Source organism: Rhizobium sp. YTUHZ044 (assembly GCF_051123975.1).
Taxonomy (GTDB): domain Bacteria; phylum Pseudomonadota; class Alphaproteobacteria; order Rhizobiales; family Rhizobiaceae; genus Rhizobium.
In genome coordinates this window covers 2,499,323-2,518,720 of the sequence record NZ_CP101426.1, presented here as the reverse complement: position 1 = coordinate 2,518,720, position 19,398 = coordinate 2,499,323, and the positions used below count along the sequence as shown (strand labels likewise).

17 protein-coding genes and 1 riboswitch are annotated in these 19,398 nt (G+C 61.9%); of the genes, 7 read left to right on the top strand and 10 right to left on the bottom strand.

The features are described from left to right. Positions 1-4 precede the first annotated feature (4 nt). Positions 5-700, bottom strand: a complete 696-nt coding sequence (locus NL154_RS12615) for a fumarylacetoacetate hydrolase family protein (RefSeq protein ID WP_434732756.1) — start codon at positions 698-700, stop codon at positions 5-7. Positions 701-972: 272 nt separating this feature from the next. On the opposite strand from NL154_RS12615, the gene NL154_RS12610 reads away from it, so the two are divergent. After that, positions 973-1,725: a nucleotidyltransferase domain-containing protein gene (locus NL154_RS12610; protein WP_221153461.1), complete on the top strand. Its 753-nt coding sequence runs from the start codon at positions 973-975 to the stop codon at positions 1,723-1,725. 566 nt (positions 1,726-2,291) lie between these two features. Here NL154_RS12610 and NL154_RS12605 read toward each other — a convergent pair. From NL154_RS12605 to NL154_RS12590, 4 genes are all read right to left on the bottom strand, one after another. Continuing rightward, positions 2,292-3,272 (bottom strand): SDR family oxidoreductase, encoded by a 981-nt coding sequence (locus NL154_RS12605; RefSeq protein WP_210630822.1) that lies wholly within the window; start codon positions 3,270-3,272, stop codon positions 2,292-2,294. A gap of 171 nt (positions 3,273-3,443) precedes the next feature. After that, positions 3,444-4,001, bottom strand: coding sequence for a DUF308 domain-containing protein (locus NL154_RS12600; RefSeq protein WP_210630823.1), 558 nt, complete (start codon positions 3,999-4,001; stop codon positions 3,444-3,446). A gap of 554 nt (positions 4,002-4,555) precedes the next feature. Further along, a complete protein-coding gene (locus NL154_RS12595) occupies positions 4,556-6,523 on the bottom strand; it encodes an adenylate/guanylate cyclase domain-containing protein (protein ID WP_221145425.1) in 1,968 nt (655 codons plus the stop codon). Beyond that, positions 6,523-10,239: a FecR domain-containing protein gene (locus NL154_RS12590; protein ID WP_434732755.1), complete on the bottom strand. Its 3,717-nt coding sequence runs from the start codon at positions 10,237-10,239 to the stop codon at positions 6,523-6,525. The genes NL154_RS12595 and NL154_RS12590 overlap by 1 nt, the downstream gene beginning before the upstream one ends. 130 nt (positions 10,240-10,369) lie before the next feature. Here NL154_RS12590 and NL154_RS12585 point away from each other — a divergent pair, with 130 nt between their 5' ends. Next, positions 10,370-10,909 (top strand): Pycsar system effector family protein, encoded by a 540-nt coding sequence (locus NL154_RS12585; protein WP_210631596.1) that lies wholly within the window; start codon positions 10,370-10,372, stop codon positions 10,907-10,909. Positions 10,910-10,963: 54 nt separating this feature from the next. Here NL154_RS12585 and NL154_RS12580 read toward each other — a convergent pair whose 3' ends face one another. Both NL154_RS12580 and NL154_RS12575 read right to left on the bottom strand, forming a co-directional pair. Beyond that, a complete protein-coding gene (locus tag NL154_RS12580) occupies positions 10,964-11,452 on the bottom strand; it encodes a RidA family protein (RefSeq protein ID WP_221145424.1) in 489 nt (162 codons plus the stop codon). Continuing rightward, a complete protein-coding gene (locus NL154_RS12575; protein WP_221145423.1) occupies positions 11,446-12,171 on the bottom strand; it encodes an SDR family NAD(P)-dependent oxidoreductase in 726 nt (241 codons plus the stop codon). Before NL154_RS12575 ends, NL154_RS12580 begins: the two co-directional genes overlap by 7 nt. Positions 12,172-12,357: 186 nt before the next feature. Between NL154_RS12575 and NL154_RS12570 the strand changes: the two genes are divergently transcribed. Beyond that, positions 12,358-13,260 carry a LysR family transcriptional regulator gene (locus NL154_RS12570; RefSeq protein ID WP_210630828.1) on the top strand — a complete coding sequence of 301 codons (903 nt, stop codon included), beginning with the start codon at positions 12,358-12,360 and terminating at the stop codon, positions 13,258-13,260. A gap of 219 nt (positions 13,261-13,479) precedes the next feature. After that, positions 13,480-14,256: a DUF1194 domain-containing protein gene (locus NL154_RS12565; protein WP_221164142.1), complete on the top strand. Its 777-nt coding sequence runs from the start codon at positions 13,480-13,482 to the stop codon at positions 14,254-14,256. A 132-nt stretch (positions 14,257-14,388) separates the two neighbouring features. Here NL154_RS12565 and NL154_RS12560 read toward each other — a convergent pair whose 3' ends face one another. Beyond that, positions 14,389-15,078: a VOC family protein gene (locus NL154_RS12560; RefSeq protein WP_434732754.1), complete on the bottom strand. Its 690-nt coding sequence runs from the start codon at positions 15,076-15,078 to the stop codon at positions 14,389-14,391. A 300-nt stretch (positions 15,079-15,378) separates the two neighbouring features. Next, positions 15,379-15,813, bottom strand: a complete 435-nt coding sequence (locus NL154_RS12555) for a 6,7-dimethyl-8-ribityllumazine synthase (protein ID WP_210630831.1) — start codon at positions 15,811-15,813, stop codon at positions 15,379-15,381. A 79-nt stretch (positions 15,814-15,892) separates the two neighbouring features. Continuing rightward, positions 15,893-16,035, bottom strand: a riboswitch (FMN riboswitch). A gap of 463 nt (positions 16,036-16,498) precedes the next feature. Between NL154_RS12555 and NL154_RS12550 the strand changes: the two genes are divergently transcribed. Continuing rightward, positions 16,499-16,945 (top strand): SRPBCC family protein, encoded by a 447-nt coding sequence (locus NL154_RS12550; RefSeq protein ID WP_210630832.1) that lies wholly within the window; start codon positions 16,499-16,501, stop codon positions 16,943-16,945. Between the two features lie 173 nt (positions 16,946-17,118). Beyond that, complete coding sequence (locus tag NL154_RS12545; RefSeq protein ID WP_210630833.1) at positions 17,119-17,427, top strand: GCG_CRPN prefix-to-repeats domain-containing protein; 309 nt, start codon at positions 17,119-17,121, stop codon at positions 17,425-17,427. Positions 17,428-17,507: 80 nt separating this feature from the next. Here NL154_RS12545 and NL154_RS12540 read toward each other — a convergent pair whose 3' ends face one another. Further along, positions 17,508-17,732 (bottom strand): hypothetical protein, encoded by a 225-nt coding sequence (locus NL154_RS12540; RefSeq protein WP_210630834.1) that lies wholly within the window; start codon positions 17,730-17,732, stop codon positions 17,508-17,510. A 456-nt stretch (positions 17,733-18,188) separates the two neighbouring features. Here NL154_RS12540 and NL154_RS12535 point away from each other — a divergent pair, with 456 nt between their 5' ends. After that, positions 18,189-19,286 carry an adenylate/guanylate cyclase domain-containing protein gene (locus NL154_RS12535; protein ID WP_434732753.1) on the top strand — a complete coding sequence of 366 codons (1,098 nt, stop codon included), beginning with the start codon at positions 18,189-18,191 and terminating at the stop codon, positions 19,284-19,286. The last annotated feature ends 112 nt before the right edge of the window (positions 19,287-19,398 follow it).

Genomic DNA, 19,398 nt, shown 5'->3' with positions numbered 1-19,398 from the left:
CTCCTCAGACAATGTCGACGGAGAGCATCGCGACGCCCTCGATGCCGCAGGTGATGCGGTCGCCCCTGGCAACCGCGCCGACACCGGCCGGCGTGCCGGTCATGATCACGTCTCCGGGCGCCAGCACGAAGAGCTTCGACAGTTCGGCGATGATCTCCGGCACCTTCCAGATCATCTGGTTGAGGTCGCCGTCCTGGGCGCGCCTGCCGTTCTGCTCCAGCCAGATCCGGCCGTCGGCGGGATGGCCGAGGCGGCTCGCCGGCACGATCGCCGAGAGGGGGGCGGAATGTTCGAAGGCCTTGGCGAGTTCCCAGGGACGGCCGAGGTTCTTGGCCTCGCCCTGCAGGTCGCGGCGGGTGAAATCGATGCCGACGGCATAGCCGTAGATGCAGTCAAGTGCATTCGCGGCCTGGATGTTCGCACCGCCCGATTTCAGCGCCAGCACGCATTCCACCTCGTAATGCACGTCGTTCGACAGCGGCGGGTAGGGGAAGGCATTGCCAGGCGGCAGCAGATTATCGGCGTTCTTCTGGAAGAAGAAGGGCGGCTCGCGGCTCGGATCATGACCCATCTCGATCGCATGGTCGGCATAATTACGCCCGACGCAATAGACGCGGCGCACCGGAAAACGCTCGTCGCTGCCATCAACCGGCAGCAAAACCGGTGCGGGACGCGGAATGACGGTGGCGGGATGGGGCATGGCGGGGCTTCCTGTTCAACGAGTCTTAGGCTCATCTTAGACGGAAAACAGTGTCGCGGGGAAGCGTGCTTGGCGGATTGACGCTGTTGCCGGCGGGCGATAACTTACGTTCATGAGCAGGATTTTCGCAGTCTCCACGACGTCTACGACCACCGCTTGGCGGCGGGTGGCAGACGCGTGAACTGAATTCCGTTCATCGCAGAAGACACCAACCCGCCGGAAACGAGCGGGTTTTTTGTTGCCGCTCGTCTCCCGCATTCGAGGACGAGAACATGGACGATATCGGGAAACAAATTGTTGCCGAGCGGACGCTTGCCGCCGCCTGCCGCTCTCTGGCCAGCCGTTATGCCGGGGCCGCCTTCGCCTATGTTTCCGGTTCCATCATGCGCGGTGAGGGGACCGAGTTTTCGGACATCGATCTCGTCGTTGTATTTCCGTCGCTCGAGCGGGCCTGGCGGGAATCCTTCACCGAAGACCGTTTTCCGGTCGAAGCCTTCGTCCATGATCCGCAGACGCTGGCGTTTTATCTCCATCAGGATGCGGAGGGCGGCTGTCCCATCATGGTCCATATGGTTGCGACGGGCAGCATCGTCGGGCCTGACATCGAGCGTGCGCGGTTCATCCAGGCGAAGGCGGCGAGCGTTCTTGCCGCAGGGCCGAAGCCTCTCGATGGCCCGAGCTACGATATGCTGCGCTATCAGGTCACCGATCTCGCCGATGACCTGCGCGGCCACCGCCCGCCTGAAGAGATTGCCGCCATCGCCGCGCTTCTCTATCAGAAGCTCGCCGATTTGATGCTGCGCGGGCGCGGCGCATGGGCTGGTCGCGGCAAGTGGGCGCCGCGGCTCCTGCGGGAGCTCGATGTGGAACTGGCAGCAGACTTCGATGCCGCGTTCAGACTGGCGGTGCAGGGTGACGGCGCCCGGTTCCTGGCTCTCGCCGATCGGGAAATTGCCCTGCATGGCGGGCGCTTTTTCGACTGCTTCAGGCAGGAGGCTCCTGTGGAGGCGCGGCGGCGAGAATAGGCGCGAGCGGTGCGCCGGTGTCGGATGTAGGCAAGAAGCAGGGTTGCGCCCTGTCTTCGGGCTCCGGCCTTTGGCCTGCGCGCCTTCAGGATGAGGGATGTTGGAGGATGCCGCGCCTGATAAAAAGCGTTGGAGAATGCCGCGCGTTAAAACAGACGTTGGGCTATCGCGTGACAGCCTTGGAAGCCGATGCCTTGAAAACAGGGATAGCTTTCTTGAGCGTATGTCCTGAATTAGCGCGGGGGCCTATCTGGTGGGAAGGAAGGTTGATTATTATATCAGACCCATCAAGGGCTTGGAGGATGATTTCTACCGTGACGAAAAAGAAGCAATGAGCTGTGGGCCCGGTTGATGTCACTGGTGGCGATCGTGTGGAACATTTCGGTCACTGTTACAGCTACCGCAGCAGGTGCCTATTTCGGCTGGCAAAGTCACGGGCTTGGGGAGCGTTGGCACTTGGTTTTGTAGGGGTCGTGGTGGGAGGCCTCCTCCGTTCGCCCTCGGCCCTTTTGGAGATGCTGACTTAAATTCTATCTGACCTTGAGCCTCAGCCCTAAAGAGCAGACCTAACCAAGAGCACTCTGCTCTGCGCAAATCCTATCAATCAACGCATCCAGCTCCCCCTTCGGCGGGCGGCTCTTCGCCAGGCGCTGCTTGAGGTGCATGATAGAGTCGGCCAGGATTTCGTCCAGGCTCTCGGCGCAGGTAAAGTCGCCAGCCACGCGCTTGACCTTCGAATTGTCGAAGATCGCAGTCCAAGCCTTGTCGCCGAGGAGGGGGCCGATCCAATCCGGATTGTACTTGATCAGCGTGTCCGTCGGCACGTGGACGATCTTGGCCTCCACGCCGAGCAATCTTGCGATGGTCTTCTGGATATCGTTCCAGATGTGGGCGCGGTCCGAGGTGATGTGGAAGATTTCACGGAGCGCCGCGCGATTGCCGAAAAGGCCGATGAAAGGCACCGCGAAATCGACTGAGCGGGTGAGTGTCCATGGAGTGTGGCCGTCGCCGGCCACGATGATGGGGTCGCCGTCCAGCATGCGCCTCGCCATGATGTCGCTGTCGCCCATCATGATCGGCAGGCCGGTGCGGACGGTGTGGCTGGGGCGGACGATCGTCCATGCAAGATCACCGGATTTCCTGAGCAGTTCCTCGCAGGCGATCTTGGCCTGGCTGTACGGCCAGTAAGGATTGATCGCCGGGGTCTTCTCGGTGATCACGTAATGACGCGGCGGTTTTTCGTAGACCGAGGCCGATGAGATGAAGATATATTGGCGGCAATTTCCGGCGAAGACCTCGATGTCACGTGCCACCTGATCTGGCGTGAAGGCGATGAACTGGCAGACGACATCATAGTTCGCTTTGGCGAGATTGGCATAGGCGCTCGATCCGAGTTCCCCGACGATCGGGGTTACCCCGTCAGGCAAGGCTGTGCTTCTCAGGCCGCGATTGAAGACGCTGACATGATGGCCCTCGGCAACGGCGCGTTCGACGCATGGATGGGAGATCTGGCCGGTGCCGCCAATGAAGAGGACTTTCAAAGCCATGGAGTGACCTCAGGGCCTGTGGGCGGGATATGCGGTCACTCTTAATAGCCGGAAAGAAGGGGGGCGTCTCCCCCAATCTCGTGTGCTGCCGAGAGCATGGGAGTGGCTGGTGCCCGACCCCCGCCGGTGGCGATGGATGCCCCGAGATTGCCGCCGTGTGTCCGGGGCCGTTTATGCACGTGCCTTGCGACGGACTGCGACGACGAGCCAGACCGAGGACAGCAGGAAGTAGAAGGCGCCGAACCCGGCATAGGGCACGATATCGAGGATATTCGGCGCGGCGGCGGCAAAGGACTGGCTGATCATGAAGCCGCCGGCAAGGGCCGATTGCGCGCCGCTCATGATCATGACCCATTGGGCGCCGTAGATGCGCCAGCGCCTGACGCCGGTATAGAGCTGCAACAGGCCGGAAAGGATCGCCCAGGCCCCGAACACGGTCAGGACCGCGTAGGTGCTGTGGCCGAGCGCGATGACGACGGCGAGGGCCGTGACGGTGCTGACGGCGACATTCAACGTCTGAGACGGGTTGGCCTGCAGGCCGCCATTGACCCTGGTGTCGACCAGATTGGCCAGCGCATCCCACAGGGGATAGATCACCAGCAGAAAGGCCACGGCGCTTGGCTGCCGGGCAAGGAGAATGGCGGCGGCAATCCAGATCACGGAGAAGGCGGCACGGATGAAATAATAGGATCTCAGCCAGTCGGACTGGGGGGAAGATTGAGTTTGCATCGGCAGATTCCTTTGTAATTGCCTTCCTACTAGTAGGTAAATAAAGACGAGAGTCAACGTCTCGGCCGCACACCTTCTTGTGATGCCGCGATGCACCGAAAGACTTGACAATCTATCTACCAGAAGGGAGGCGTTATCTCCCCGACAAGGGTGGAGATTGGCAAGTGGCCTGACCGTCGCTCCTTCCCAGCCGGCAGCGACAATCATGGTGCTTTAGTTGTTTGGGGAAGCCGTTACGCCCAGCCGATCTCCCCTCCTTGTGGGGGAGATGTCCGGCAGGACAGAGGGGGGTGCCACGCGGCACGCCCATCCACTCCCACCTGAAATAGGCATCCCAGTCGCACAACGCCACTATACAGCAACGGCAACGTACAAGGATGAGGAGCGCGTTGGAGGATGCCGCGCCGAAGCTCAAGAGAGCCTCATCCTGAGGTCCCCGCAGGGGCCTCGAAGGGCGAGGCGGGTGCGCCAAGGCTGGATGGATGCAAAGGAACAGCGTTGGGGAAAACGAGCGGTTCCTGGAGGAGCATCTGTGCACAACTGTCGCTGCGCGATTACTCCCCGCCTTCCGTCAGCGCATCCCTGACGATCGCATAATAACCGGCAAGCTCGGGAATATCGGCAGACAGCTTGTCGAAGACCGGGTCCGACGGGGCGAGCGTGGCGGAATATTTGGCGTCGATGAAGGCCTGGTGGGCGGCCAGCGCTTTGGCGTCGGCTTTGTGAACGACGGTGAAGACGGGTGAGGGGGCGGTGCGGCCCTTGACGATGATGCGGTCGAGTTCGACGACGATATAGGTGTCAGCGACCAGCCTGGCGGTTTCTTCTCCGAGCAGCAGCGCCACGCCGTAATTCTTCGATGCGCCTTCAAGGCGGGAGGCGAGGTTGACGCTGTCGCCGAGGCAGGAATAGTCGAAGCGGCGGGTCGAGCCCATGTTGCCGACGATGCATTCGCCGGTGTTGATGCCGACGCCCATCTTCAAAACATGCGGCTTGCGGCCGAGTGCAGCCGCCTCCCGCTCCAGCTGCCCGTTCAGCCGGGAAATCGCCGACTGCATGGCGAGCGAGGCGCGCACGGCGTGAAGCGCATGGTCGGGGTCGTCGAGCGGCGCATTCCAGAAGGCCATGATGCAGTCGCCCATATATTTGTCGATCGTGCCGCCGTGATCCATCACCACGTCTGAAAGCGGCGTCAGCAGACGGTTGATCAGGCCGGTCAGCTGCTCCGGATCGTCCTTCAGCGTCTCGGCGATCGTGGTGAAGCCGCGTACGTCCGAGAACAGCACCGAAAGCGTGCGCCGCTCGCCGCCGAGCCTCAGCTGCGACGGGTCACTCGACAGGCGCTTGACAAGATCAGGCGAGATGTATTGGGCGAAGGCGCGGGTGATCTGACGCTTGTTGCGGCGCTCCTCGGCGAAATCGAAGGCGGCCTGGGCGAAGACGACGGAGATATAGGCGACGGTCGGGCCGAGCGGTGAAACGAAGACATGGGTAAGTCGGATGCCGGCGGCACTGACGGCCGCGAAGGCGAGGAGCGCCGCCGCACTGTTCACCACCGTCAGCCAGCCCGTTGAGCGCCAGACGGTGGCGGCGGCAAGCAGCACCGATACCAGGATGCAGGCGGCAACCGTCGGCAGCCGGCCCTCGGCGATCGATAGGCCGCCGCGGATATTGTCGTAGATCGTCGCCTGGATTTCGACGCCGGAGACCAGCTTGCCGGTGTGAACTGTATAGGGTGTGGCGAAGGCATCGACACCGCCCTTGTCGATGGCAGGTGCGTTCTGCAGGCTTAAGCCGACGAGCACGACGCGGTCCTTGAAGTAGCCCGGCGGCAACAGGTTCTTCGGGTCAAGCGCCTGGTAATAGGAGACTGTGGGATAGCTGCGGGCCGGGCCGAAGGATTGGATAAGCCGGCCAGCCGGCAGCGCTTCGGGCGCCACGCCCGAGACCTTTGCTAGCATCGCCGCGAAGCCATCCTCATAGCCCGGGATGCGCCGGAAGATGCCGTCGCCGCTCAGATCGATCGAGGCGATGCCGGTGACGGCGCCCGCTTCGATCATTTGCGGCAGGGGTGTCGCGCGGATCAGTTGCGAGGCCTGCGGCGTCTCGATCAGTGTCTCGTCGCCGGCCAGCACCACATCGGGGCCGACCGCCCTGGTGATCGCCGCGTCATTATCAGATGTAGAGGGTTCGGCCATGATGATATCGAGGCCGATCACGCGGGCGCCGGCGGCGCGCAGTTGGCTGATGAGCTCGGCATGCAGGCTGCGCGGCCAGGGCCACTGCGCATTGATATCGGCAAGCGAGGGTTCGTCGATCGCCACTATGACGGGTCCGCCGGGTGGCGGACGGGGGTCGTCGACGGTCGAGAGATAGTCGAAGCTTCTGAGCTCCAGCAGCGACCAGGCGGGCAGGCGCGACAGGAGCAAGATGGCGATCAGCGTGGTCAGCGATAGCACCAGCAGCCTGAGATGGCGGCTCCTGGTCTGCCTGGCCTGCAGGGGCTTGTCCCGCACCCGCATCAGAAGCGGACTTTGAGGGTGCCCTTGAAGGCGCGGCCCCAGCCGGGCACGCCGGGCGTGATCTCGAAGTCCTCGTCGAGCAGATTATAGGCGGCCGCTTCCAGCTCCATGCGCTTGTCGAAGGGCTCCCAGACCAAGTGGGCGTCGAGGCTCCAATAATCGTCGAGTTTGGTGCCGAACCGATCGCCGTCGCGCTCGCCGATATAGTTGGCGGCAACCGTCGCCTTGACCTTGGCTTCGTTGACCCAGGTCAGCGCAATCTGTCCTGAATTCTGCGGTATGAAGGGAAGGGGGCCGCCGTAGATCGGTTCGAGCGGATCCCTGTTTTCCGAATCCATGTAGGCGTAGGTGGCGGAAAGGCCGAAACCATGGCCGAGCACGACGTTGGCGGTGACGGCAGCGCGATCGATGCGGCCGCGCGAGATCGGCAGACTCGTATCCGAGGGCAGCGAGATGAGCGGAAAATCGATCGAGAAATCATGCAGTTCCTGATGCTGGTACTCCACTGACGTGAAGAAACGGTCGGTCCATTCGGCATCCCACTGGAGGGCGACCGTATCCGTATAGCCTTGCAGATTGTTCGAAAACTGGTTCGCCTGCAGCCCAAGTACGCCGATCGGGGAAAGAGTCGGCACGGTGGTATCAAAGCTCTGACGCATGAAGGCAGCACGCAGCCAATGGTTTTCAACCGGCGCCCAGGCAAGACCGAAGCGCGGCTCCAGCCGGCTGATATCAATGCCGTCCCCCTCCATGCGCGTGGCGAACAAGGCGTATTCGCCCTTGAGATCGGGCGTGATCTCATGCAGCACATCGACATAGGCGCGGCCGATATCGATGGTATTCTCGGTACGATCGGGAGGAGCTGTCAAGCCCAGGAGCGTCGTATCGACGCTGCTGCTGGCATCCATCCAGCCGCCTTCGATGCCGTAGCGAAATGTCAAAGGTCCGGCACCTATGGAATGGCTCAAAGCGCCGATATAGGTATGAGATTCGATCTCCTGAGTGACGTTGGTAAAGGGAATGACGAAGGGAACCCCTGCGCCGATAAACACCGGGTCCACGTCGACATCAAGCGCGCTGTTCGTGGTCGATTTGCTTCCTGAATAAAGCAACGCTCCATTCAACACGTTTTCATAGGCAAACGTATGGCTCCAGCCGATGCCGGCATATGTGGTTTCTCGTGCGGTCTGCTCTGTTGTGTAGAGAGGCAGCGCGATAGGGACACGGAACAGGAGTTCCATGAACCCGGTGTTTGAGGACAACGCATTCAGTGTTCCATCATTCTTGCCATGGTTGACGAAGGCTACTACGCGATCGTCAGGCGTGACTGTTGCCGTCAGATAACCGTTGGCGCCCAGCAGCTTGTTATCCGTCTGGACACCGCCGAAATCCCGGTAGTCGCGGTCGAGCGCCAGTTCTTCCCAGGTCAGATTGCCGTAGAAGCTGATCGGGATCGTCGCGTTTGAATAGCCTTGGATATCGGCTTCGCCGATGCGCCTTGTATGGCCGTCGACACTGTTGATGCCGCCGCCGAGCGAGCCTTCGATGAAGGGCACGTCGAATAGGGTTGCCGAGCGCGAGCGGCCGGAGAGCATGTGCGGAGAGATCAGCAGGCCCTGGATGAAGGATGAGTAGCTCGACGCGTTGCCGCGGTTCTGGATGATATTGTCGTCGCTGAAGTTCGTCGCGTTGACGAAAGGAAAGATGCTGCCCTTGATCGACTGATCGATATAGCCGCTGCCTTGGAAGGGATCGAAAACCGCATCGCCGTAATAGCGGCCCCAGGCATCCAGCCCCTGGAGCCGGAAGGCGTCGTTCAGCGTCGAGCCGGCGCTCGCATTGGCGCCGAGGCCGCTGTAATCGCCGCCGCGGGCGCGCGAGCGGCGCAGGAATTCCTGCGCGTTGCGGATCGCGCCGTCGGCGTCGTAATCGTCGATATCGACGGCAGTGCGGAATGCCGAGATAGCCGGATCGTTCTTGTCGAGGCGGTCGGCATTGTCGAGTGCCTGCTGGGATGGAATGCGGTCGCCCTTTTCGTAATGGGCGGCAGCGAGCATCAACTGCGACTGCGAATGCGCCGGATTGGCCGTGCTGGCGGCAAGCAGATCTTGCAATGCTTTGTCGCGCTCGCCGGTCTGCAGGTAATAGCGGCCGCGGGCGAGCAGGACGAGATCGAAGGATGGATCGAGGGCGATTGCCGTATCGATCTCGCGCTTGGCCTCCTTCATCTGCCCCTGGTCGAGATAGAGGATTGCCAAGTTCGCGTGCAGCAGCGGGTCCTGCGGATCGAGCTCGATCGCCTTCTTGAAGGCCTTTTCCGCTTCGCCATTGGCGTCGCGCGAACTCTCCAGCAGGCCGAGCGAATTCAGCGTGCCTGATGCGCCGGGGGCAAGTGCTATGGCGCGGTTCAGATCGGCAAGCGCGCCGTTGATGTCGCTCTGATAAACCGCCTTGTAGCTCGCGCGAGCGGAGAGCGCCATCGGATGGTCGGGGTCGAGCGCCAGCGAGCGTTCGATCGCTTCCTTCATCTGTTCGCGGTCGTCGGTGAGCTGCGCCAGCTGGGCGCGGACCGCCGGCAGGGTCGGATCGTCGGGATAGCGCTGTTCGGCTTTCTTGATGATCTCGAGAGCTGCGCGCGGGTTTTGCAGGAAGCCGGCCGTATAGGCCTGCATGATGGCGCCGTAGGGGCCGGTGGTATTGGCCGGCGGCGGTTCGGCATGCTTCGGATCGGCAAGCGAGCGGGCGAAATAGGCGCCATATTGCGCCATGTTGCGGCGTGTCGGATCGAGATGCGGCAGGGCCCTCTGGAAGAGCTTGGCGGCATCGCCATAGCGCTTTTCAGAGCCGGCGATGGTGGCGTCGATCAGGTCGATGCGGGCCTGCTGGGCTGCCGTCAGCTTGCGGCCGCGGATATTCTCTAGTGTTGCGGCTGCGGCCTGGCGTCCGTCGAAGGCGCTCTGCACTTCGGCGAGTTCCAGCCAGTCTTCGGTGGTGCGGCGCTCCGGCGGCAGCGCCAGCAGGCGGCGGCGCTCCGTCGCCATGCGGTCGGCCCGCAATGGCGAGGTCGGCATCAGGTCGAAGCCGTCGCGCAGGTCCAGATAGAAGAGCATCTGCTCGCGGTCGTCGGGATTGACGCTGATGATCTTGTGCGGCGCCTGGCCGATGGTGGCGACTGCCCCTTCACCCTCGCTGACCTCGACGCTGCCCTGCGGGTTGGAGAGCGCCACGCGGCCTTCGAGCACGATCATCGAGGTCTTGGCGCCCTCGACAGTCATCGTCCAGTCGGTGCCGCGGATCGCGGCGGCGGCGGCCGGTGTTTCCACGGTCAGGCCCTGGCCGCCGCGCTCTGCGCGTGCCCAGATGGTGCCGGATTGGAGATTGAGCACCGTATCGCCGCTTGCGGCCATCTTCTTGACTTGCAGGGAGGAATTGCGGCCGAGTCGCACCTGCGTATGATCGGAAAAGACGATGGCGAGCTGGCCATTGGCATTGGTGCGCAGCACGTCGCCAGTCAACAGATCCTGGTTGATGTCAACGACGCGCCAGTCCGACACGTCGATGAATCGCACTTCCTCGCCGGTCTTTCGGGCGATCACCGAGCCGGCGACCGGCGTGGCGCGCGGCACGGGATCAGCCATCGCCGGCAGCCCGAAACCGGGCACGGCAAACGCAAGCGCCATCCCGATGCGACAGATGTTACTGGAATAACCCCGCATGTCCTCGACCCCATACCCCGCTTCCCCTTTGTCCGCGTAGAGTGGAAAAGTCAAGCATGTTGCACACGTGTTCTTGCTTTCGCCGAGGAGTGTAATATCAGGGAAACACTTTGGGGTATGGAGTATTCAGGTGAGCGAGTTTGAAAATGCCACTGAGGTAATGCTGAGCAATCCCTCAAGCGGGGACGTCAGCACCGAGTATTTCGATCATATCAAGAAAATCAACGACATATTTTATGATCAGATCAAGATATCCGATCAGAAGGCCGCCTATATCTTTACTTTCATGCTTGCCTTTCTGGTGAGTTCCAGCGAGGTGCGGGCCGTCTTCAGCCTGGGGCGCTACACAGGCGGCACGCCGGGCAGCATACTGTTTTCCGGCCTGCTTGCCGCAGCCTCGGTCTTCTCCATCCTGTCGGCGATTCTTGTCGTGCTGCCGCGGCGTCTCGGCGCCTCCACCTCGCTGTTCTGGGGCTCTTGGCCCAAGCATCGCGACATGTTCTTCGAGGCCGCTGTTCGCCGTGACGAGCGCTACCTCTTCGACCAGTATTTTGAAAACGCCAACATCCTCTCTGCCATCGCCTGCAACAAATATCGCTGCGTCACCTTCGCCTTTCGTGGCTTGATGGTGAGCGTGATCGCCTATGTCTTGCTTTTGATTGCCGGGTGAGGGTGAGGCGGCGATGCCAGGGATGCGGGGCGCGCCGAGGCGCGCCCTGATCATTCAATCTTCGACTTCGAGGACGAACTCGATCTCGATCGGCACACCTAAGGGCAGGCTGGCGACGCCGAGGACGACGCGGCCGGAGAGTCTTTCCTCGCCGAAGACCTGGAGCAGCATTTCGGATGCTCCATCAGCGACCTTCGGGTGGTCGCGGAAATCGCCTTCGGTGGCGATATAGACGCCGAGCTTGACGACCCTGACGACCCTGTCCAGCGAGCCGAGGTACTCTCTGGCGGCGGCGAGGGCGCTGAGCGTCGCCGTTTCGGCTGCCTTCCTGCCGTCTTCGGCCGTCAGCGTACCGCCGACGCGGCCGATATAGCGCGGTTTGCGGTCGATGACCGGCAGCATGCCGCTGAAGAAGACCAGCTTGCCTGTCCGGATTGCCTCGACATAGGCCCCGAAGGGCGTCGGCGGCGGGGGAAGCGTGATGCCGAGGTCCTGCAGCCGCCGTTCCGCGCTGGCTGCCTGCGCTTTTCGATGGTTTACCATTTGCCCAGATGTGCTCCGCCGTCGACGTGCAGCACCTCCCCGGTGATACGCGGGGCTTCCATCAGGAAGAGGACCGCTTCGACGATCTCATCGACATTTGAAATGCCAGCTATCGGCGACAGCGTGCTCAGGAAATCCTTCGGATTGTCCTTGTGCAGCGGCGTGTCCACGACACCGGGAGCCACGATATTGAAGCGAATTTTCTCGTTCGCATATTCCATCGCCAAGTTCTTGGAGATCGCGTTGATGCCGCCTTTCGTCATCATCGACACCGAAGCGGAGAAGCCGGCGATCGGATGATCGGTCAATGGCGTCGTGATGCTGACGACGCTGCCGCCTGACTTCTGTGCGCGCATCTGTCTGACGGCCAGTTGGGTCAGATGGATGAAACCTTCGAGATTGGTCGAAGACAACGTCCTGAAATCCGTCATCGTGAAATCGACAAACGGCTTGGCCAAGAAGATGCCGGCATTGTTGACGAGCGCGTCGATCGAGCCGAAACGGTCGATCGCGGTTTTGGCCACGTGGGCCGCAGTCTCGGGATCGCCGATGTCGCCGTCGACGAGGGCCAGCCTGTCGGAAGCCGTGAGAGCATCCGACGCGCTGACCTGGCGGGAGGTGGCGACGACGTTGTAGCCGCGTTCGACGAAGGCATTGACGAGGCCTGCTCCGATACCCTGGGAGGCCCCGGTAATGATGACTGTCTTTTGCTTGGTCATGTTGAACTCCATTAATCTGGTTCGGGCAACACGAGCCTTGCGAGGGCGGGTCGCTCGAGATGGGCCGGCGCCTTAGCGCCGGCCATCGGTTGGTGTGTTTTCGCAAGGTGAATATGGCGAAAACCCTATTGCTCGATTAGATGGAAATATCTGGATTCTCTTTTGCAATGATGCAAAAGTGAAGGCATGGCGGACCTCAACGACATCGCTGTTTTCGTAAAGGTGGCGCAGTACGGGAGTTTCAGCCGTGCGGCCCATTCCCTCGGCATGCCCGTTTCAACCGTCAGTCGGAAGGTGACATCGTTAGAAGAACAGCTCGGTGTGACGCTCATCCAGCGCACGACGCGTAAGCTCAGTCTTACCGCGCAGGGGCAGGCCTATTACAATAGGTGCAGCGAGCCGCTCGCTCATCTCGTGGACGCCGAGCAGGCTCTTACGAAAACGCAAAGAAAGCCGGAGGGATTGTTGAAGATCTCCGTTCCGGTGATCTTCGGGCAGGAACCCTTCTACGAATTCGTCTCCTGTTTTCTGAAGATCTATCCCGATATTCAAATCGATCTTTTCGTCACCAATCTGTTTCTTGATCTGATCGCCGAAAATATCGACCTCGCCATCCGTTTCGGCGAGCTGAAGGACTCCTCCATCGTCGCGCAACGGCTCGGCAAGAGCGTCCGATATCTCGTCGCCGCACCCAGCTATTTCGAAGGCCGGGCGCTTCCTTCGAAGCCGGAGGACCTTAGGGATCATGATTGCGTGCTCCTGAACGGCCGCAACGGCGAAGGGGAGTGGCATCTGGTCAGCGGTCGGCGAGCGATCGACGTCCGTGTTAAGGGGCCGGTCTCCAGCCGGGATTTTGATGCAGTCAGCGCCTTTACCTATCGCGGCCACGGAATCGGGCTGCTGCCCTCGACCTATTGCGACGACGAAATCCGGAGAGGTGAGCTCATCCGCCTGCTGCCCGACTGGTCGTCGGAGGAAATCTTCGTACATGCCGTATACCCCACCCGGCGCTTCCTGCCCTTGCGCCTTCAGGTCTTTCTGGAAGCGCTGAAGACATGGAAAAGCCCATTGTGGTTGCCGCTCCACTGAATGCGGGATGGCATAAGGGACAGATGTCCCATAGCAGGCCTGACATAAGGCCCGGGAATACGCCAAACGAGCACTCACAGGCGCCACGATTTCGACACCCTCAATTTGGCGCGCCTGGCGCTTTGTAATCACTGAAAATTGAAACCGCCGGCGCGTCCGAGCACCCGCACCTCCGCAAGCTGTGTTACAGTTTGTTCGCTTCCTGACGAGGATTTGCCGATGCTGACGACACTTGCTGTGCTCATGGCTATTACCGGCGTCGCGCCGGCAGCTGGGGCGGGCGGAAACGAGGTCGACGTGACGCTTGTGCTTGCCGTCGACACCTCGCGGTCCATGGATTTCGAGGAGATCGGCATTCAGCGCGACGGTTATGTCGAGGCGCTGAAGCATAAGGAATTCATCGATGCGGTCAAGGGCGGTCTCACCGGCCGCATTGCCATCAGCTATTTCGAATGGGCTGGCTATGTCGTCCAGGATTCGATGATCGACTGGCAGGTGATCGAGACGGAAGCGGATGCGATCGCTTTCGCCGACAAGCTCGATGCCCGGCCGATCGCCACGCAACGGCGCACCTCGATCTCCACCGCCATCGATCAGGGCGCCAGCATGATCATCACCGGTCCCTTTCGCGGCAGGCGCGAGGTGATCGACATTTCCGGCGACGGCCCCAACAATTCCGGCGATCCTGTCACACCCGCTCGCGACAAGGCGGTGGCATCAGGCATGATCATCAACGGGCTGACCATCATGCTGCGTCCTTCCGATGCACCCGGCGGGCTCGACAAATATTATGCCGATTGCGTGATCGGCGGCCCCGGCAGCTTCGTGCTGCCGGTCAACAAGATCGAGGATTTCGCCATCGCCGTGCGCCGAAAGCTGGTGCTCGAGATTAGCGGCATTTCCCCGTCGCCTGGGGTGGAGAGGATCGCCGCCGACGCGCCGACGACGGATTGTCTGATCGGCGAGAAGCAGTGGCGGGATATATTTGATCGATGAGGTGCGGGCTATGGCGCGCGACTTGGGACGAGCAGAGACGGGGGTGCCGCATGGCACCCCTAGAAAGGAAAGAAGCCTCGCCCTGAGGGGCTCGAAGGCGAAGCGGGTACTCCCAGCGTCTGTCGCCGCAACCTACAACGGCAGCTGCCTGCCGGCCTGCTCGCTGACCATGTATTCGGCGTACCAGTCCGGCCAGTTCTCGTCATGCTTGCCGCCGTTGCGTTTCTCGTGTTCGCCGTGGGCTTGGGCGGCGCGGCGGAGTGCCGCCGCAAGGTCGCTCGATGTCGAGAAGGCCGTCTCATCGGCGTCGATGCGTCCCGGCAGGCGGGTGGTGACTTCCTGAAACAACCAGCCGTTGCCATCCGGATCCTTGAAGGAGGCGAAGGAACGGTAGCTGCGGTGCTCGGGGTCGCGGCCGGCGACGCGCAGGCGGCCGAAGAGATAGGGCTCGTCCGTGCCGGCATAGACGCCCGATGCGTCGTGGAAGACCTCGCTCACCTCGACGCCGCGGGCGATGAGATCGCGCCGCGCGGCCTCGATGTCGGAGACGATCAGGTAGAGCCCTTGCGCTGAGCCGGGGGCGGCGGCCGTGACGTTCCTGCCGAAGATGATGGCGCAGCCGGAGCCCGGCGGGGTGAACTGAATCACCCGGAAATCGACATCATTGGCAAAGTCGGCGTCGAGCCTCCAGCCCAGGTTCTCATAAAAGCGTTTGGCGCGGTCGACGTCGGAAACGGGGATGACGACCACTTCGAGCTTGGTGTCGATCGGCCGTGTTTCTGGAATTTCGATGGGGGTTTGACTGCGCATTGCATTGCTCATCTTCAGCTCCCTTGAGGTTTGGACGCATTAAGAATGGCGATACATGTCGGGATCGAGTGGACCACAGCGTGGGGTGGGCGTCGAATCAATTATTCTGCTGTTGGAGAAGACGGCGGGCTTCTCCCGCCGTCAGTTTGTCGACAAGCCCGTCCTCTATTTGGCGTCGTCCTCGGCCTTGGCCGATGATCTGCTGCACCTGATGTAGATGCTCGGGACAAACCCGAGCATGACGAAAGAGCGGTTGGCCGACTTCGTCAGTTGGGGGATAGCGGACCGATCCTGCGCCTGTCGCGCGGGCTTCTATGCCGCAAGGGCGGCGCGCGTTTTGCCGATCATCAGGGCGGCGCGTGCCGCCTCGCGGCCTTTCTCGACGAAGTGCGCGCGATAGATCTGGGTATGGTGTTCCGTCTCCTGATACTGGTGCGGTGTCAGCGAAACGGATAGCACCGGCACGCCCGTATCCATGCCGGCACGCATCAGGCCGTCGACGACGGCCTGGGCGACGAATTCGTGGCGGTAGATCCCGCCGTCGACGACGAAGGCAGCGGCGATGACGGCGGCGTAACGTCCGGTCGCGGCAAGATCGCGCGACAAAAGCGGCATTTCGAAAGCGCCGGGGACATCGAATATGTCGATCTGTTCGGCGGGAACAAGCTGTTGGAAGCCTTCAAGCGCACGGTCGACGATATCGGCGTGCCAGCCGGCTTTGACGAAGGCATAACGGGTGGGTGTCATGGTAATCTCCTTTGGCGTACAGACACATCACCCAAGGCGATCACGAGCATCCGCCGCCAGCCCGGAGGGCAGCAGCAGCGCACGTTCTCTTTCATCCGGACTATGACCGTCGGCCCAGGCATCTCACCTGATCTGCTGACCCTTCCGAGGAAGGCGCTCGCGGGCTCGCAATCGAAACTGCATACCGCCGGTAGGGACTTTCACCCCGCCCTGAGAACGGCGCGGACAATAGGGGCAAGGCGGCGGGCTGGCAATAGGGTAAGATGGTTTCCGGATGGGTGCGTTGGTGTGTCCTCTAATATGGCCATTTGCCTTTCGCTGCAGCTCAAGGCGTTCATCGCTTTCGCTCCCCGCCCCTCATCTGCCTGCCGGGCTTCTTTTCCCCGCTGGGGAGAAGGGGAATCGCGGCGGGCGCCTCGCTCCATTTGAGATGTTTGCGGTAGGTATGGTCACCGTGAGGCTTGCTTCCCCTTCGCCCCAGCGGGGAAAAGAAGCCCGTCAGGGCAGATGAGGGGGTGAGCGACGATGGGAGCGAATGCGCTGAGCGTCAGCGAAGGGCACATGCTCCACCACCCTTGTTGAGCATGCCCTTCCGCCTACATGCTTCTGCTGAGGAATATCCATGTCGAAAAAGCATGCTGCTCCGCCTCACTGAGGGGTAGAGCAGCAACCATGGGAGAGAGCGATGCCAGAATCTTTCGTCGTGCGCCGCGAGACGCATCTTGCAGCGCCGCCGGCGGCGGTGTTTGCGCTGATGACCGATCCGGAGAAGATCCTGCGCTGGATGGGGACGGAGGCCGAGGTCGAGCCGGAGCCCGGCGGGCTCTATCTCGTCAACGTCACCGGCGCCCGTTTTGCGCGCGGCTCGTTTCGCGAGGTGGTGCCGGTGCATCGGCTTGCCTACAGCTTCGGCTGGGATGGCAGCGAGGTGGTGCCGCCCGGGTCGAGTCTGGTCGAGATCGACCTGATCGAGCAGGGAGGCGGGACGCTTTTGCGGCTCACCCATAGCGGCCTGCCGAGTGCGGAGCAGTGCGCTGGCCACGAGGAAGGCTGGGCGCATTACCTCGGACGGCTCACCGAGGTCGCCGCCGGGCGCAACCCCGGTCCAGATCCATTTTACGGCAGGAGATGAACGGTTTTCGGCAGGCGGCGGGACGCCCCTCAAGCGCTTGACGCTACGGGAAGAACGGTTTGCCGCGGTCAAAAAAGTGCTGCTTTTTCGTCCGCAAACATGAACGTGCAGTTCATCTCCAGTTCAATTTGGCGGTCCTAAGGTGATTGCGGCTGGATGAAATGGAGTTTTCGATGAAGGCACTTTCTATCGCGGCTGCCTTGCTCGCTGGCAGCCTCTCGATCGGCACGGCTCAGGCGATGCCGATCGGGGCAATCAAGGTTGAGAGCACTGTCACAAAGGTCGACTACGCCTGTGGTCGCGGTTGGCACCTGACCCGCTGGGGCGAATGCCGGCGCAACTGGCACCGCCCGCCGCCTGTAGCTTTCTATGGCGGTCCGCCCCGCTGGGGCTGGGAGCGGCGTCATCGCGATTGGGATGGCCCGCGCTGGGGCTATGAGCGGCGCTGGGACCGCGAACGCCGCTGGCGGGATGACTACTAAAAAGCCTTTGACAGAGGCAGACAAACGAGGGCCGGTGCGATGTTTCGCCCGGCCTTTATCCGTTGAAATAACGAATGCGCTCAAATGCGGCTGACGAGCCAGTGCTTTCCGTCGATCAGCTCTTCAAGCTCGGCCGGATCCTTGACGCCGAACTCGAACCATTCCACGAGTTCCTTCGCCTTCCGCTTGCTTTCCTCGGCTGTAAAGTCGATCCCATAGCGCTCGCACCAGCGTCGAAGGATCGACGTCAGCAGCGTCATGTCATTCCCGTCAAGCGGGTCTTTCGGCCAGTATGTCGTGCCCATCGCAACCCCTCAATCGCTAATGACAGGCTGGCACATAATCGAATCAATGTCGCGCAATTTAAAAGTGTTTATTGGGTTGTTTTCCACCGTGATGAATGGTTTTCCACAGAGTTGTTGGACGGTGGGGTTGACAGGGGTGCGGAGGGACCCGGCTGGCGCAAGTGCCGAAAGGAAATCCCCCGGACACCTGAGGTGTCCTCAGTTGCCGACAAAGTCTCCTCCGTCATGCCCGGCCTTGTGCCGAGTATCTGACCAGGGCAGTTGTTTGAACGAAAACCGTTTATTTTCAGATGCATAATTGGATCGTCGCAGATCCTCGGCACAAGGACGAGGATGACGTCGGGGGTTTTGGTTGCCAACAGGCGGATACCGGAGACCACCTCAGAGGCCGCGGGAGTGTCCGTGGGCTGATGTCTCGGGGTTGCCCACGTCCTGTTGCAATGCCAATGTTAACCCATGGATCTGCCTTCCTCTCTTGCCTGGCTGATTGACGAGGCTGCGGCTTCGCCCGGTCCCGAACGGTTTCTGGCCGAGCTCGGGCGCCGGCTGCTGGCCGATGGCTTGGCGCTTTCCGGCGGCGCGCTGACACTTTCGGTGCCGCATCCGATCATCGCGCGCCGTACCTGGCTGTGGCGAGCCGAAACCGGAGCCGTCATCGAGGCGTTGGGTTTTGCCGCCGCACCTCAAAGCGATGCCGGGCGCGAATGGCTGGCCGGGCTTGGGCCGGTTTGGGAGGAGAGCATTGGAGCTTCGCGGGACGGCGCTGTGCTCGGCTGGGCGGGCGTCGGCAGGAGGACGGGGGCGGACGAATTTTCTCCTGATGAAGCCGCGCGGCTGCAGGAGATCGCGCGTTTTGCCGCCGCGCCGCTTGCGGCCCTTGCGGCGCGGGAGGCGCGGGCGGCACTGCTTGAAGCCTATCTCGGCCGGCGCAGTGCGGCTCGGGTTCAGTCCGGTGCACTTGCCCGCGGCACCGGCGAAACCATTCGCGCCGCTCTTCTCTGCGCCGATTTGCGGGATTTCACCGCACTTTCCCAGGTGACGGAGCCGCAGGCGATGATATCAGCGCTCGACGCCTATTTCGACCGCGTCGCCGGCGCCGTGCACGCCTTCGGCGGCGAGGTGCTGAAATTCATCGGCGACGGCGTGCTGGCGATCTTTCCCGTCACCGCCGCTTCCGGTGACGAGGCCCGGGCTGATCGAGAAGCCTGCGAGGCGGCGCTTCGGGCCGTCGCCGCCAGCCGCGCCGGCATGATCCATCTCGATCGGATGCGCGAGGCTGAGGGGCTGGCGCCGCTGCCCTTCGGCGCCGCCCTGCATTTCGGCGAAATCCTCTGGGGCAATATCGGCGCCGCCGACCGGCTTGACTTCACCGCCATCGGCCCGGCGGTCAATCTGGTCAGCCGGCTGGAAGGGCTCTGCAAGCCGCTCGGCCACAGCGTTCTGATCTCAGGTGCCGTGGCGGCGAATACCGAGGCCGCGCTGACGCCGCTCGGCGAGCATGCCCTGCGCGGCATCACCGAGCCCTGCCCCATCTTCACTTTGGCTGGGGTTTGAACCCTGAGATCGGGCTGTCCGCCTTCACCTGCCATGGCATGTTTTCCCACAAACCGCGCAGAAGAATCATTCTCGTAGGCGTGTGATCAAGCCTGGCCATCGCTGAAGATCG

What these genes read in the sequence shown, in the direction of transcription:
- NL154_RS12615 (WP_434732756.1), bottom strand. Translation starts at nt 700, where the DNA reads ATGCCCCATCCCGCCACCGTCATTCCGCGTCCCGCACCGGTTTTGCTG.
- NL154_RS12610 (WP_221153461.1), top strand. Translation starts at nt 973, where the DNA reads ATGGACGATATCGGGAAACAAATTGTTGCCGAGCGGACGCTTGCCGCC.
- NL154_RS12605 (WP_210630822.1), bottom strand. Translation starts at nt 3,272, where the DNA reads ATGGCTTTGAAAGTCCTCTTCATTGGCGGCACCGGCCAGATCTCCCAT.
- NL154_RS12600 (WP_210630823.1), bottom strand. Translation starts at nt 4,001, where the DNA reads ATGCAAACTCAATCTTCCCCCCAGTCCGACTGGCTGAGATCCTATTAT.
- NL154_RS12595 (WP_221145425.1), bottom strand. Translation starts at nt 6,523, where the DNA reads ATGCGGGTGCGGGACAAGCCCCTGCAGGCCAGGCAGACCAGGAGCCGC.
- NL154_RS12590 (WP_434732755.1), bottom strand. Translation starts at nt 10,239, where the DNA reads ATGCGGGGTTATTCCAGTAACATCTGTCGCATCGGGATGGCGCTTGCG.
- NL154_RS12580 (WP_221145424.1), bottom strand. Translation starts at nt 11,452, where the DNA reads ATGGTAAACCATCGAAAAGCGCAGGCAGCCAGCGCGGAACGGCGGCTG.
- NL154_RS12575 (WP_221145423.1), bottom strand. Translation starts at nt 12,171, where the DNA reads ATGACCAAGCAAAAGACAGTCATCATTACCGGGGCCTCCCAGGGTATC.
- NL154_RS12570 (WP_210630828.1), top strand. Translation starts at nt 12,358, where the DNA reads ATGGCGGACCTCAACGACATCGCTGTTTTCGTAAAGGTGGCGCAGTAC.
- NL154_RS12565 (WP_221164142.1), top strand. Translation starts at nt 13,480, where the DNA reads ATGCTGACGACACTTGCTGTGCTCATGGCTATTACCGGCGTCGCGCCG.
- NL154_RS12560 (WP_434732754.1), bottom strand. Translation starts at nt 15,078, where the DNA reads ATGAGCAATGCAATGCGCAGTCAAACCCCCATCGAAATTCCAGAAACA.
- NL154_RS12555 (WP_210630831.1), bottom strand. Translation starts at nt 15,813, where the DNA reads ATGACACCCACCCGTTATGCCTTCGTCAAAGCCGGCTGGCACGCCGAT.
- NL154_RS12550 (WP_210630832.1), top strand. Translation starts at nt 16,499, where the DNA reads ATGCCAGAATCTTTCGTCGTGCGCCGCGAGACGCATCTTGCAGCGCCG.
- NL154_RS12545 (WP_210630833.1), top strand. Translation starts at nt 17,119, where the DNA reads ATGAAGGCACTTTCTATCGCGGCTGCCTTGCTCGCTGGCAGCCTCTCG.
- NL154_RS12540 (WP_210630834.1), bottom strand. Translation starts at nt 17,732, where the DNA reads ATGGGCACGACATACTGGCCGAAAGACCCGCTTGACGGGAATGACATG.
- NL154_RS12535 (WP_434732753.1), top strand. Translation starts at nt 18,189, where the DNA reads ATGGATCTGCCTTCCTCTCTTGCCTGGCTGATTGACGAGGCTGCGGCT.